Genomic DNA, 14,050 nt, shown 5'->3' with positions numbered 1-14,050 from the left:
GTATTTAAGAAGCCATAACACTCTTTTACACTAATTCTGCTATTCTTGATACTCCAACGTATATCTCGGATATTTTGTACCATGTCCGGTAATCAACTGTTCCTGTCTGTGGTAATCCGAATACGGACTGAAATACTTCTACGGATGCTGCCGTTGCCGGGCCGTATATTCCGTCGGCCTCTATTTTCGGAATTGCGGGGTATGCCCCTGCTATGACATTTAACTGTTCCTGCATTTGTCTTACTTTATCGCCGCTGGATCCTATCTCAAGGGTATATCCCGGCCATGATGACGGGATTCCGGATATCTCCTGAGCGGTGTTGATGTACATGTCGTCCCCGTAATAGTATCTGAGAATTTCGATCGGGGTATACCCCTGGTCACCAAGGGCTTTTGAACCCCATTGTGTCATCCAGTTTGGACAACTTACCCTCCGGCCGTCACAGTACTGTGTCAGAATCGGCTGTCTTACATTTGGGCGGGACAGATAGTCGGCAAATAACTCATCTACAATCACGGAAATCGTATCAAATACGTTTCTTTCCGGTATCCATTTGTGGTCGAATGCAGTAGAGGATGTAATTGTAAAATCGTATCCTTTGTTCCTGTACCACTCCGTGTATACGCGGTTCAATGTAAAGGACATAATAGCCAGCACGTTTGCCCGTATGGTGTCGGCAGGCCAGGTTGCGTAGATCTCACTGGATGCGACATTTTTAATATAGTCCTTATATTTTACATAATAGTTCTGTGCCGTGGTGTCTCTCGGAGATCCGTCGTGGACAACAATATATTCAGGCACAACGACCCTGCTCAGCACGATCTCCCCGGTCTCATTGATCGGCTTGATCTCCTCCTCCGCTATCTTCGGCGGATACTCTCCGTACAGGGTATGTGCGGGAATCACGAACACTTCCTCATTTTGCTGCTGTTCGCTCGGACGCAGCCTTACATTCTGTATTGCCTTCACTTCCGGCAGAAGCTCTGCGCCTGATATACTGACTGGTTCAAATCCCGGTGCGCTGACATCAAATGTGTATTCAGCATATGGCATCTCTTCAATAGATGGATTCAGACTGTATTCAAGCGGCGGTGTAGCCAGTTCCACTTCTTCTGTCTGACCCGATGCATCCGTGCTCAGCTGTTCTAGTGTACTGTCCGGCACTCCTGTATATGATATCGTGATACTAGCACCCGATACAGGAAAAGATGTAATGTCCGATGTCACATTGATCTGCAGCCGTCCTTTATCTACGGCGTTATTCTGCATTGCTTTTATAGAAGTCATAGATTTCCTCGCAAAAATCATTTCTATTATATATATGCAGAATCCCTTCCCATGATTACAAATTCAAACAATCCGGAGCCCTTTCATCAGAAAAGGTTCCGGATATCATTAAACATAACTACAACCATGAGTATCATCAGCAGTGCAAATCCCGCGAAATGTACCATACCCTCTTTCTCGGGGGGCACTCTTTTGCGACGCACAGCTTCCACAAAAAGGAACACAAGCCTTCCGCCGTCCAGCGCCGGGAGTGGGAGCAGGTTCATAACCCCTAAGTTGGCTGACAGCAGAATCGCGATGTTCAGAAGGTTCAGCACCACGGCCTGCCAGCCTGCCGGGGCGGATTCTTTATAGATTCCATCTACCACGTTGACGATCCCCACAGGGCCCGACATCTGCTTGATGCCCACCTGACCCGTCACAAGCAGCTTCAGACAGTCAAACGTATAGTCCACCCAGTAGCGCAGCGTATACGCCCCGTACTGCACGGATTTCAGAAAACCGGCTTTCGTATACTCTCCCGTCCCCCGGATTCCGAGCCTCTTATTAGCATCACCCTCCAGCTGCCTTGGTTCCACTGTGACAGTATGTTCCTGACCGTCTCTTTCGTAAGTTACAGTAACTGAATCGCTGTCTCCATTCATCAGATTAAACAGGGTCACTTCCTTCCAGAGGTGGATGCTCTTACCGTTCATCTCAGTAATGACGTCCCCTTCCTTCATTCCCTGTTCCATCGCCGAATACCCTTCATCCACCCCTGACAGTACAGGTGCATCATATCCGATCCATGCGACCATGATGATGGAAAATACCAGGGCCATGATGAAGTTGAATACAGGGCCTGCCGCGATAACAGAGATTCTGGCCCAGACAGACTTCGTATTAAAGCTGCCTTCCGACTGGTCATCCACATCATCTTCACCCATCATGCACGCCCCGCCAAACGGCAGAAGCTTCAATGAAAACTTTGTCCCCCCGATTTTCCTTCCTATGATTGTAGGACCAAGTCCCAGTGAAAATTCGTCCACGCGTATTCCATTTAACTTTGCCAGGGTAAAATGCCCCAGCTCATGGAATATAATAATCGCGCTGAACAAAAGTATTGCTAAGATTATACCCATAAACTACCACCTGTTTTTAATAAATTCATATGTTTCCTGTTCTGTATTTAGTATCTCTTCCACGGACGGATTCTCAATTATTTTATGATGTTCCATACAAGTCCCGATGATTTCAGGAATCTGCAGGTAGCGGATCTTCCTGTCCAGAAACATAGCCACGGCTTTTTCATTAGCGGCATTGAGCACAGTTGGAAGTGAACCTCCCCGTCTGCCCGCTTCAAATGCCAGCTTCAGGCCATAAAATGTATCCATATCCGGCTTTTCAAACGTAATCTGTGAGAGACTTGAAAAATCCAGCCTGTCACCCGGCAGGTATCTCCTCTCGGGATAATAAAGTGCATATTGTATCGGAAGCTTCATATCCGGCGTTCCCAGCTCGGCTATGATTGCCCCGTCCTCGTATTCCACCATCGAATGGATGATACTCTGTGGCTGAACTACCACTTCCACCTGGTCGACAGACACATCAAAGAGCCACTTTGCCTCAATCACTTCCAGCCCTTTGTTGACCATTGTAGATGAGTCAATCGTAATCTTCCGTCCCATCTCCCAGTTCGGGTGCTTCAGTGCATCCTCAACCTGAATGTTTTCAAGTTCTTCCCTTGTCTTCCCCCGGAATGGACCTCCCGATGCTGTGAGCAGGATCTTGTGCAGCGCCTTCCTCTGTCCGCCCTGCAGGGACTGGAAGATGGCACTGTGTTCGCTGTCCACGGGCAGTATGGCCGAACCATACTCCTTTGCAAGCGGCATAATAATATGACCGGCCGTAACCAGTGTTTCCTTATTCGCCAGCGCGATATCTTTTTTTGCCTTGATTGCCTCAATGGTCGGCAGAATCCCGATCATCCCCACGATCGCCGTCACAAGAATCTCCGCATCCGGCTGCACTGCAGTTTCAAGAAGTCCGTCCATACCGGATAAGACCTTCACGTCCAGATCGCGGACTTTCTCTTTCAGCTCCAGAGCCTTCTCCTCGGACCATACCGCCGCAAGCTTCGGGGAAAATTCCCGGATCTGCTGTTCCAGAAGTGCAATGTTGCTTCCCGCAGCCAGCGCAGTCACCTCGATATCCCCGTTCTCCCTTACAACCTCCAGTGTCTGGGTCCCGATGGAACCTGTGGAGCCAAGTATTGCTATCTTTTTCATCTCAAAAACCTCTCTTGTCTTCTACAGCAGCACTGCCAGATAGTAAATGATCGGCGCCGTAAATATCACGCTGTCAAATCTGTCCAGAATACCGCCGTGTCCCGGTATCAGTTTTCCGTAATCTTTAATATCGTGGAACCTCTTGACCGCGGATGCCGCCAGATCCCCAACCTGTGAGATCGCGCCGCCGGCCGCCCCGATGATGGCATATCTTACAATACCGGCTCCGGCATTCCCCCACTTATTGATAGCCAACGCATAGAGCACTCCCAAAAGAGCCGCCCCCGCGATACCGCCGATACCGCCCTCAATGGATTTCTTCGGGCTTAGCTTCGGAGCCATCTTATGTTTCCCAATGAGCATCCCCACACAGTATGCACAGGTATCACAGCCCCAGGAGCAGATGAATACCAGCCATACGGTAAAGACGCCTCCCGGAAGTATCCTTGTCTGGTAAATATAGGACAGCATCACTGCCACGTAGAATAACCCGAAAAATGCTGCCAGTATCTGTTCTGTCCGGTACTTCGGATAAGAAAATACAAGGACTCCCATCATGCAGATTAAAAACGCCATGAACAGCAGCAAAAACCAGTCTGTCGTCTCCGGCAGGACGGGCTTCAGAAAAATGAGCGCATAGTATGCCGCCGCAAACAGATAACCACAGATTCCCGGTGCTTTTGTATGGATATCAAAAACCTTGTACAGTTCTGACATTCCGATCAGACTGATGATGAACAATGTCGCAAAAAGGATGCTGCCGCCGGAAATAACTGTAAAAAGAGCAATGATCACCAGAAGTATTCCACTCAATAACCGTGTCTTAAACATCCCGTTCCTCCTTTATCCCTCCGTAACGTCTGTCTCTGCTATTATACTGCCCGATAGCTTTGACCAATTCCTCTTTTGTGAAATCCGGCCACAGAACATCTGTAAAATAAAATTCCGAGTAGGCCAGCTGCCAGAGAAGGAAGTTGGAAAGCCTGAGTTCCCCGCTCGTCCTGATTAGCAGGTCCGGGTCCGGAATCCCGTGGGTATCCAGATACGTCTCATAAAGCGCCTCATCGATGCCTGCCGGATCCACCTTTCCATCAGCACAGTCCTGTGCCAGATTCCTGACTGCGCGTATCATCTCATCACGGCTTCCATAATTGATCGCAATTGTAAAATTCAGTCCGCCGTTATCTTTACTCGCTTCTTCCAGTTCCTTTATTCTACCCTTAATGTCATCATCCAATGCAGTAACATCCCCGATTACACGGATTTTCATGTCATTCTTCTCTGCAGTCTTCAGACAGGTCTTCATATAATTGCGGAGCAGTTTCATAAGAGCATCCACTTCACTTTTCGGACGATTCCAGTTCTCTGTCGAAAAAGCATAGACAGTCAGATATTTAATCCCCATCCGCCATGCCTCCTCACAGATGCGCTCTACATTCTTGCTCCCCTGTGCATGACCGTAATTTCTCGGCATCCCCTTGGACTTTGCCCACCGGCCGTTGCCGTCCAGTATGATTGCCACATGCTGCGGTACATTCATTGATATATCCTCCTAAAACTGTATGTTTTTTCAAAGAGCAAAAGAGGGGCTGCATATTACAAGCCCCTCTTATTCTCTGACTACTCTCTAAACAGTAAGTACTTCTTTGGATTTTGCTTCGATTGCCTTGTCAACCTTTTCGATAAACTTATCAGTCATCTTCTGAAGGGAATCTTCCATATCCTTGATCGCGTCTTCGGAAACCTCGCTGCCTTTGAGCTTCTTAAAGGCTTCATTACCGTCGCGGCGGATGTTGCGGACTGCAACCTTGGCTGCCTCCCCTTTTTTCTTAACGTCTTTTACAAGTTCTTTTCTGCGTTCCTCAGTCAGTTCCGGGAATACCAGTCTGATCGTGGAACCGTCGTTCGTCGGGTTGATCCCGATATCAGACATATTGATTGCTTTCTCGATTGCCTTTAACAGGCTCTTTTCCCACGGCTGAATCTGGATCAGGCGCGCCTCGGGTACAGAAATATTGGCTACCTGCTGGATCGGTGTCGGTGATCCGTAATAGTCAACTACCAGCTTGTCAAGTACGTGCGGATTGGCGCGTCCGGCCCGGATCGTAACCAGTTCGCTCTCCAGACTTGCCAGTGTCTTAGTCATCTTCTCTTCATATACGTTTAATCTTTCATCCATGTCTTATATCCTCCTTATACTGTCACTTTTGTCCCTGTGAATGTCCCACTCATTGTCTCTGCGATACTGTTCTCTTCATTCAGCCCAAATACCAGCATCGGCATCTTGTTCTCCATACAGAGAATAGATGCGGTCAGATCCACTGCCGCAAGTTTCTGGTCAATGACTTCCTGAATGGAGATCTCATCATACTTCTTAGCTTCCGGGTTTACCTTTGGATCACTGTCATAGATTCCATCGATCGCCTTAGCAAGAAGCATGGCATCTGCCTCTATCTCGATTGCGCGGAGCACGGCGCCTGTATCTGTTGAAAAATACGGATGTCCCGTCCCTCCTGCAAAAAAGATAACCTTTCCCTCTTCCATCGCAGCCACCGCTGCGTCCTTGGAAAACAGAGATGTAAATGCACCGCATACAAATGGTGTGAAAACCTCTGTCTTCATTCCCACATGCCTGAATATATCTGATACATAAATACAGTTCATAACCGTGGCAAGCATCCCGATCTGGTCCGCCTTCGTGCGGTCTATTGTCTCACTCGTGCGCCCTCTCCAGAAGTTGCCCCCGCCGGTCACAACCGCTACCTGAATTCCTTCATCGGCAAGCTGTTTTACCTGCTTCGCAACATCAATGCAGGTAGCCTCATCAAAGCCTGTCTTCTTATCTCCTGCAAGTGCTTCTCCACTCAGCTTTAACAATACTCTTTTCATATGTCCTAGCTCCTTCAAATTCTGTAGTTAGTCTGCAGCTGTTCATAATTCTGGACAGTTACAGTTATTCTAAAATGAAGTATAACATAACTTTTCCATTTTGTCATGCACATATCCGGCATCTCTTTCATCTGTCATCGTTGTCAGCGTATCCCCCGCCATCAGCTTCGTCCTGCCCTTCGGTATCAGCTCTTTTCCGCCGCGCTCAAGCGCAACAAGAAGGCAGTTATCCGGCCATGTAATGTCCTGTACCATTTTTTCTTCCAGTACGGAACCATTCATGATGACAAAATTGCTCAATACCTTCTGGCTGGACCCTTTGACGCCTGCCTGATTCTTTTTATGGCTCTTCAGGATCCTGTCGAGCAGGCTCTCGTAGATCGGCTCCGACTTCAGCAGTGTCGCGATAATATATGCGGTAACCGACACAATCGCAAGTGAAAGCATCTGGCTGACCGAACCGGACATCTCAAACAGGAGAATAATCCCCGTGATCGGGGCACGCACGATGGCCGTAAAATATCCTGCCATCGCGAGCAGTACAAAATTATTGATGTATACCGGGTCCAGACCGAAAAACTGTACCCCTGTCATGGCAAAAATACCGCCGATCATAGCCCCAAGAATAAGCAGTGGGAAGAAAATACCGCCCGGTGCGCCGGAACCGAAACTGACCGCCGAAAAAATGAATTTTACAATAAAAGTCAGGACAACCAGTCCCAGAACCATCTCCCCATTCGTGAGTGAAACGATCAGTTCGTGCCCGCTGCCTAAAACAGACGGCATGAGAAGCCCCAGCACCCCTGCCGCGGCAAACGCGATCATCAGCCGGGTTGTTTCATTCAGGAATTTCGGCTTTTTATACAGGTCCTGCGCCTTTAACATGGCCCAGTTATAAAATGCCCCCATGACTCCCAGTATGGCTCCCAGAAGGATCAGCATCCAGTAATAACTCTGCGGCAGCACATAGTCAAGCCTAAACTGGAACACCGGGTCCAGACCAATGATATAGGATGAGATATAATCTGCTGTCACAGACGCCGTCATGACGGAGATCAGGATGGACATCGAGAACCCTTTATGGATCTCCTCCAGTGCAAACATCATCCCGGCGAGCGGCGCGTGGAAGGCCGCTGCCAGTCCTGCACTGGCGCCGCATGTCATCAGGTATTTTTCCTCCGTCTTCCCCCGGTCAAGCAGTCTGGAGATTCCCTGCCCGGTCATCGCCCCAAGCTGGATAGACGGGCCTTCCCGTCCCAAGGACAGTCCGCCGAACAGACATAAAAAACCACCGATAAACTTTGCCGGAAGCACTTTTTTCCAGTTCTGGGCCAGTTTCCCTGTTACTTCCCCCTCTACCTGCGGAATTCCACTACCCGAGATCATCGGTTCCCATTTTACGAGCCGTCCCACAATGAATGCCATCAGCATGAGTACCGCAAACCACGCCGCAATACGCAGCGGGTTCCCTCTCACATAGGAAAGAATCTTTTCCAGCCAGATTCCTGCATAAGTCAGTGCAACGCGATACAACAGCACAATCAGGCCGCCGACCGCGCCTACCAGAAGCCCCTCACTAATCAGAATCACAGGAAAACGCTGCGCCCTCTTAATCGTATGTGAAGTATCCTTCTTCAAAATATTTTCCCCCTAATCTTTTCCTAGAAACCTGCTTTTACAATACCTGTACCCGATGATGTCCGGGGAAAGGATTTTCCCCGCGGCATCGTCAGATGAACATGGAGAGCAGAACCGTCACGATCCCGCAGATGCCGATTGCAAGACCACTCATTGCACCCTCTATTTCCCCGATCTCGATCGCTTTCGACGTTCCTACGGCATGGCTGCACGACCCGATTGCCAGACCGGCCGCCACCGGGTCGGACACACGGAACAGTCGAATAAGCATGGGGGCCAGAATGCTCCCCAGAATGCCTGTAAAAATAACTGCAACGACCGTAATCGGAATGACGCCTCCGTGGGCCTGCGCCACGCCGACCGCAATCGGTGTCGTGACAGACTTCGGAAGCATGGACATCGTAAGGCTCTCATCCAGACGAAACAGTCTGCACATTACATATACGCTTCCCATAGACGCAAGAGAACCTGCTATACATCCTACTATAATAGGAAGCCAGTATTTTTTCAAGACAGAAAGCTTCGTATAGATAGAAACAGCGAGGCATGCCGTGGCCGGTGCGAGGAACATGTTGATGATCTCTCCGCCTTTATTGTAGGATTCATAAGGAATTCTCAATACGAGCAGTACTCCAATGGTAAGAACGATCGCAATAATCAGTGGATTGCAGACAGCTGATTTTGTTTTCTGCTGCAGCTTCACCCCAATCCCGAAGGTAATGACACTGAGCGCCACGCCAAAATAGGGGGACGTATATAGAACTTCCATCACTTCTTCCTCCTGTTCATAAGTTTTATTGTAAATGTGACGCTGAATGCTGTCACCGCAAATGTAATTACTGTTGATACAACACAGATAATAATCAGTTTGACCGCACTGTTTTTAAGCAGGTCAAAATAGTTCATAATGCTCACTCCTGCAGGCACAAAGAAAAACGCCATATTCCCCAGCAGGAAATCTGATTTTTCCTGAATGTGGCTGATCTTCAGCACCCCTGTCAACAGGCACAGGAACAGGAATATCATGCCAATCACACTGGCGGGAAAATCAAACGGCAGGAAATGTGCTATGACCTGACTCAGCCAGCAGACTGTAAAAATAATACCGATTTGCTTAATAATTTTCATTCCTCAGACTCTCTTTCGTTTTATATTTAAGTATGATGCCGGCGGATCGTAAATATAGTACATGACTATGTTCACGAACAGAAACTAAAATGTTAATGTTCACTCCCCAGCCTATCACTACGGTGATAGGCTGGGAGGAATAACGTAAAGCAGCCAATAAGCCTGCCCCTCGCCGAAGGCGACTTTAAATGGGCAGGCGTGTTACTGTTTACAGGCTTGCCTGTGAACAGTACTTAAAATACACCTGTAGAAAGGAATTGTCAACTTTCGCTTGCTTTTCGTATGATGATTGATTATTCTTTCTATAATAACTTATTTTTCTGATTTATTTATCGTGGAGGGATGGCTATGAAAATTATTCGGGGGATCGAATTAAAACCGGGAAGCCAGGAAGAGGTTCTCCCTGATTTTTCAGAAGATTTTCCTTATATTGCATCACGTGTTGAACTGGACCGCTACATCGGCGGTTCTGCTCCGTGGCACTGGCATAAGGAAGTCGAACTTTTTTATGTAGAACAGGGAACTGTGGAATATAACAGCCCCGGCGGAAAGACGCTTTTCCCTGCCGGCTCAGGAGGTTTCGTCAACTCCAACGTCCTGCACATGACCCGTGTCGGAAGCAAGTCAAATGTAACTGCCCTGCTGCATTTATTCGATCCGGTTCTGATCAGCGGATCAAAGGGCAGCCGTATTGACCAGAAATACGTCCTGCCGCTGACCTCCGCCTCCCAGATGGAAATCTTTCGTCTGTCACCAGAGGTCCCGGCACACAGCCACCTGCTTGAAATGCTGAAGGGATCTTTTTCGCTGGACGAGAAGAGCTATGATTATGAGCTGCATCTTCGCACCATTCTTTCAGAAATGTGGTGTAAGCTGCTTGATACGGCCCGCCCGCTGATAGACTCTGGTATAAGGAGCATGCATTCGGACAGAGTGAATGATAAGATTAAGGCCATGCTGATTTTTATTCACGAACATTATGCTGATAAAATCACCGTCGCAAAAATTGCCGGAGCTGCTTTTATCAGTGAGCGCGAGTGCTTCCGGCTTTTCAGAAACTGCCTGAACACTTCCCCCGCAGAATATATTCTGGAATACCGTATGCAGAGGGCCTGCTATATGCTGGCCGGAACGGACGAACCGGTTACCCTGATCTGTCAGCTTTGCGGGCTGGGAAGCAGCAGTTATTTCGGAAAGGTCTTTCGTGAACGCATGGGCTGCACGCCGATGGAGTACCGCAGGAAAATGGCGGAATAATGATATGATTGTACAGTAATTTGATATCTTCCTGTTTTTTTATGCACTATAATGATATTGCAGTAAAAGATATGGACAGGAGGATATGAATATGATCATTATGAATATTATTAATATGAAATCATTTTTAGAAACTGTAAACGCATGTACCGGATCCGTCTATATGGTCTCGCAGGATGGCAAAAAGACTGATATCAATAAGAAATACGGCATCCAGAAGCTCCTGCTGTCAGAGCATGAGAAAAACAAGAGATACACAACAATCTGCCTCGATATCCCGGTTCCAAGGGATTACATAGATGTTGTAAACTATTACTCCGGTGACTGCTGAAGAGACCGATAAATATTTCTACTTTATTTCCCCAAACTTATTGACATTCTGCGAAGGATGTTTTATGATACATATGTTTTCACACTTTAAACAGTTAAAATTTTACAGTGCGAAGTCATTGTAATTGGGAGGAAATAAATATGATCATCGTTTTAAAACCACACACATCGGAAGATAACGTTAACCGCGTAGAAAGCCTGATTAAGAAGCGCGGACTGGACACACACATCGTCAGAGGCGCGGAGATGACGATTATCGGCTGTATTGGGGATACAACCGCAATCGACGCGAAGCTGTTTGAAGTCGATGCATCCGTCGACAAGGTTATGCACGTGCAGGAACCTTACAAACTTGCCAACCGCGCTTTTCACCCGGAGGATTCCATCATTGATGTATCCGGCGTCAAAGTGGGCGGCGACCACCTTGCCCTGATTGCGGGCCCCTGCTCTGTAGAATCCCATGATCAGGTTCTGGAGATCGCAAAAGCGGCAAAAGCATCCGGTGCCAATCTGTTAAGGGGCGGTGCCTTCAAACCAAGGACCAGCCCGTATTCTTTCCAGGGACTGGGAATGGAAGGTCTTGATATCCTCTGTGCAGTAAGAGAAGAAGTCGGTCTTCCTATTGTAACAGAGTTGATGTCTCCTGACTATCTGGATGTGTTCAACGAGAAGGTTGACCTGATCCAGATCGGTGCCAGAAACATGCAGAACTTTGACCTGCTCAAACAGCTCGGGCAGCTCGACCGCCCAATCCTTCTGAAACGTGGTTTAAATGCAACCTATGAAGAATGGATTATGTCCGCTGAATATATCATGGCATCCGGTAACGAGAACGTCATCCTCTGTGAACGCGGAATCCGTACCTTCGAGACTTATACAAGGAATACTCTGGACTTACAGTGCATCCCTGTCCTGAAAAAGAAGACCCATCTTCCGGTCATCATAGATCCAAGTCATGCCGGCGGAAAGTGGTGGCTCGTAGAACCAATGGCAAAGGCTTCTGTGGCAGCCGGGGCCGACGGACTCATGGTCGAAGTACATAACGACCCGGAGAGTGCACTTTGCGATGGGGCCCAGTCATTAAAGCCCTCAAATTATGACCAATTGCTGAAACAAATCAAACAAATTGCTTCCGTGGTCGGAAAAATCGTTTAAATAACTTGCAGGGAGCCATTGGGGTCAGACCCTTCTGCAAAGGGGTCTGACCCCTTTGAACACCGTTTTGTATAAAAAGGAGAATATTTGTGGAATTAAAAGTTAATTTAGATAAAAACAGCTATCCTATTTATATTGAATCTGGAATTCTTGAGAAAGCGGAACAATATATCACACAAGTCTTCCGTGGAAAGCGGATCATGATTATTTCGGATGACCATGTCTTTCCCCTGTATGGACAGAAACTGATTCAGGCACTGCCGTCTTTTGCGTGCAGCCATCTTGTTCTTCCTCATGGTGAAACGACAAAAAGTTTTAAGACGCTTCCCCTGATATATACGGCTATGCTGGAGAACCAGATTACGCGAAGTGACCTTGTGATTGCACTGGGCGGCGGCGTTATAGGCGATCTGGCAGGTTTTGCGGCATCCAGCTTCCTGAGGGGTGTAAAACTGGTACAGATTCCGACATCCCTCCTTGCACAGGTTGATTCCTCTGTCGGGGGGAAAGTGGCCGTTGACCTTCCTCAGGGCAAGAATCTGGTCGGTGCTTTTTATCATCCAAAACTTGTCCTGATTGATCCGGATGTTCTGGATACTCTGCCGGAACGTTATATTACTGACGGCATGGGCGAAGTGATCAAATACGGATGCATCCGGGATGCCGCATTATTTGAGACATTAAACAGCCGCCACTCTTTCGAAGACTTGAAGGACCAGCTCTCTTCCATCATTTACCGCTGCGTGGACATCAAACGTGCCGTGGTGGAAAATGACCAGTTCGACACCGGGGAGCGGATGCTTCTGAATTTTGGACACACACTGGCGCATACCATAGAACAATATTACCACTATGAACGCGAAAGCCACGGGGAAGCTGTTGCTATAGGAATGTACCAGATCACCAGATTATCTGAGAAAGCCGGACTTACCATGCCAGGTGAGGCTGAAAGGATACGAAGCGTACTGAACACATATGGGCTCCCCTTCCAGTGCGGGCTGCCTGTGTCTGACCTGACAGATGCCATAAAACTGGATAAAAAAAATCTGGATAATCATCTGAATGTGGTTCTCCTCCATAGCATTGGTGACAGCTATGTTTACCCGACTAACCTTGATTTTTTCAAAACAGCAGGAATGATTTGATATGAATACAGAAAATGAAAACATACTCCGTCTCGGGGTTCTGGGTGAAAAATTAGGGCACAGCCTTTCCCCCGAGATTCATTATGACTTACTGAAACAACAGAATATCCGGGGAATCTACAAGAAATATGAGATGGATGAAAATGAAGTCCTTCATATATTGGACGTCATGAAAGAGGAAAACATCATCGGAATGAACGTAACCATGCCCTACAAAGAAGTGGCTTACCGCCTTGTGGACATACTCGATCCACATGCCAGAAAAATCGGGGCCGTAAACACCATTTTCATGAAAGACGGCCTTTTCTACGGATATAACACAGACTACATCGGCGTAGTCAGCATGTTTAAAAAGGCCGGGGTCAGCCTGTCCGGGAAAGATATTGTTATCCTCGGGTCCGGCGGCGCCGCAAAAGCCCTGATTTACGGTTTCCACATGGAGGGGGCCTCCAACATCACTGTCGCCGCCCGCAACCATGAGGCAACACAATATCTGGAAGACCTGTTCCCTTATATACACACCTGTCATCTGGATCAGGTTCCTGCGGGGGACATTCTCATCAATACTACCCCTGTCGGCATGTATCCGAATGCCGGTGAGAGTCCTGTAGATGCTTCCGTTATCAGACAATTCAATGCTGCTGCTGATATTGTGTATAATCCTCTGATAACAGAATTTTTGAGAATCGCAAAAGACGAAGGCCTGCAGATCGTTACCGGACTGATGATGCTAGTCGATCAGGCGATTGGATCAGAAGAAATCTGGTTTAATAAAAAGCTGGATTACAATATGGGAAATCATATTCACGACGAATTAGCAAAACAATTCTGACAATGGCGCGCAAAAGGGGGGGGCCCCCGTTGGCGCCCATGGGTGAAATTTTAAACGCGTTGCCCGGGGGTTTTTTAACCCATGTAAATAATACAAAACCGGGCAAAAGAAATGGTTGAGA

The 14,050-nt window shown here is 47.8% G+C and carries 15 protein-coding genes; 5 read left to right on the top strand and 10 right to left on the bottom strand.

All coding sequences use genetic code 11. The features are described from left to right. Window positions 1-25: 25 nt before the first annotated feature. From ABIN22_RS06860 to ABIN22_RS06815, 10 genes are all read right to left on the bottom strand, one after another. A complete protein-coding gene (locus ABIN22_RS06860; protein ID WP_118620747.1) occupies window positions 26-1,288 on the bottom strand; it encodes a peptidoglycan-binding protein in 1,263 nt (420 codons plus the stop codon). 86 nt (window positions 1,289-1,374) lie between these two features. Then, entirely contained in the window at window positions 1,375-2,409 is a 1,035-nt protein-coding gene (gene rseP / locus ABIN22_RS06855) for an RIP metalloprotease RseP (RefSeq protein ID WP_346907529.1), read from the bottom strand. 3 nt (window positions 2,410-2,412) lie between these two features. Beyond that, the gene (gene dxr / locus ABIN22_RS06850) at window positions 2,413-3,555 is read right to left on the bottom strand and encodes a 1-deoxy-D-xylulose-5-phosphate reductoisomerase (protein WP_346907527.1); all 1,143 of its coding nucleotides are present in this window, start codon (window positions 3,553-3,555) and stop codon (window positions 2,413-2,415) included. Window positions 3,556-3,576: 21 nt separating this feature from the next. Beyond that, on the bottom strand, window positions 3,577-4,386 hold the full coding sequence (locus ABIN22_RS06845) for a phosphatidate cytidylyltransferase (protein WP_109731605.1): 810 nt from the start codon (window positions 4,384-4,386) through the stop codon (window positions 3,577-3,579). Further along, window positions 4,379-5,095 carry an undecaprenyl pyrophosphate synthase gene (gene uppS, locus ABIN22_RS06840; protein ID WP_118620750.1) on the bottom strand — a complete coding sequence of 239 codons (717 nt, stop codon included), beginning with the start codon at window positions 5,093-5,095 and terminating at the stop codon, window positions 4,379-4,381. The genes ABIN22_RS06845 and uppS overlap by 8 nt, the downstream gene beginning before the upstream one ends. A gap of 87 nt (window positions 5,096-5,182) precedes the next feature. Further along, window positions 5,183-5,734: a ribosome recycling factor gene (gene frr / locus ABIN22_RS06835; RefSeq protein ID WP_118620751.1), complete on the bottom strand. Its 552-nt coding sequence runs from the start codon at window positions 5,732-5,734 to the stop codon at window positions 5,183-5,185. Between the two features lie 14 nt (window positions 5,735-5,748). Then, window positions 5,749-6,444 (bottom strand): UMP kinase, encoded by a 696-nt coding sequence (gene pyrH, locus ABIN22_RS06830; RefSeq protein ID WP_109731602.1) that lies wholly within the window; start codon window positions 6,442-6,444, stop codon window positions 5,749-5,751. A gap of 69 nt (window positions 6,445-6,513) precedes the next feature. After that, complete coding sequence (locus tag ABIN22_RS06825; RefSeq protein ID WP_346907524.1) at window positions 6,514-8,082, bottom strand: ClC family H(+)/Cl(-) exchange transporter; 1,569 nt, start codon at window positions 8,080-8,082, stop codon at window positions 6,514-6,516. 91 nt (window positions 8,083-8,173) lie between these two features. After that, window positions 8,174-8,851, bottom strand: a complete 678-nt coding sequence (locus ABIN22_RS06820) for an LrgB family protein (protein ID WP_346907522.1) — start codon at window positions 8,849-8,851, stop codon at window positions 8,174-8,176. Continuing rightward, window positions 8,851-9,210, bottom strand: a complete 360-nt coding sequence (locus ABIN22_RS06815; protein WP_118620754.1) for a CidA/LrgA family protein — start codon at window positions 9,208-9,210, stop codon at window positions 8,851-8,853. The genes ABIN22_RS06820 and ABIN22_RS06815 overlap by 1 nt, the downstream gene beginning before the upstream one ends. Before the next feature lie 348 nt (window positions 9,211-9,558). On the opposite strand from ABIN22_RS06815, the gene ABIN22_RS06810 reads away from it, so the two are divergent. The 5 genes from ABIN22_RS06810 (at window position 9,559) to aroE (ending at window position 13,929) form a co-directional block, all read left to right on the top strand. After that, window positions 9,559-10,467, top strand: coding sequence for an AraC family transcriptional regulator (locus ABIN22_RS06810; RefSeq protein ID WP_109731598.1), 909 nt, complete (start codon window positions 9,559-9,561; stop codon window positions 10,465-10,467). A gap of 91 nt (window positions 10,468-10,558) precedes the next feature. After that, on the top strand, window positions 10,559-10,798 hold the full coding sequence (locus ABIN22_RS06805) for a ribonuclease HII (protein WP_109731597.1): 240 nt from the start codon (window positions 10,559-10,561) through the stop codon (window positions 10,796-10,798). A gap of 140 nt (window positions 10,799-10,938) precedes the next feature. Continuing rightward, window positions 10,939-11,952: a 3-deoxy-7-phosphoheptulonate synthase gene (aroF, locus tag ABIN22_RS06800; protein ID WP_109731596.1), complete on the top strand. Its 1,014-nt coding sequence runs from the start codon at window positions 10,939-10,941 to the stop codon at window positions 11,950-11,952. Between the two features lie 89 nt (window positions 11,953-12,041). Beyond that, window positions 12,042-13,097 carry a 3-dehydroquinate synthase gene (gene aroB, locus ABIN22_RS06795; protein ID WP_346907518.1) on the top strand — a complete coding sequence of 352 codons (1,056 nt, stop codon included), beginning with the start codon at window positions 12,042-12,044 and terminating at the stop codon, window positions 13,095-13,097. Between the two features lies 1 nt (window position 13,098). Further along, a complete protein-coding gene (gene aroE / locus ABIN22_RS06790) occupies window positions 13,099-13,929 on the top strand; it encodes a shikimate dehydrogenase (RefSeq protein WP_346907516.1) in 831 nt (276 codons plus the stop codon). Window positions 13,930-14,050: the final 121 nt, after the last annotated feature.

Origin of the sequence: Faecalicatena orotica (assembly GCF_905197545.1) — a bacterium.
Taxonomy (GTDB): Bacteria; Bacillota; Clostridia; order Lachnospirales; family Lachnospiraceae; genus Faecalicatena_A; species Faecalicatena_A orotica.
Note: the sequence above shows the minus strand (reverse complement) of the source record. Positions and strands in the feature narration are given on the sequence as shown.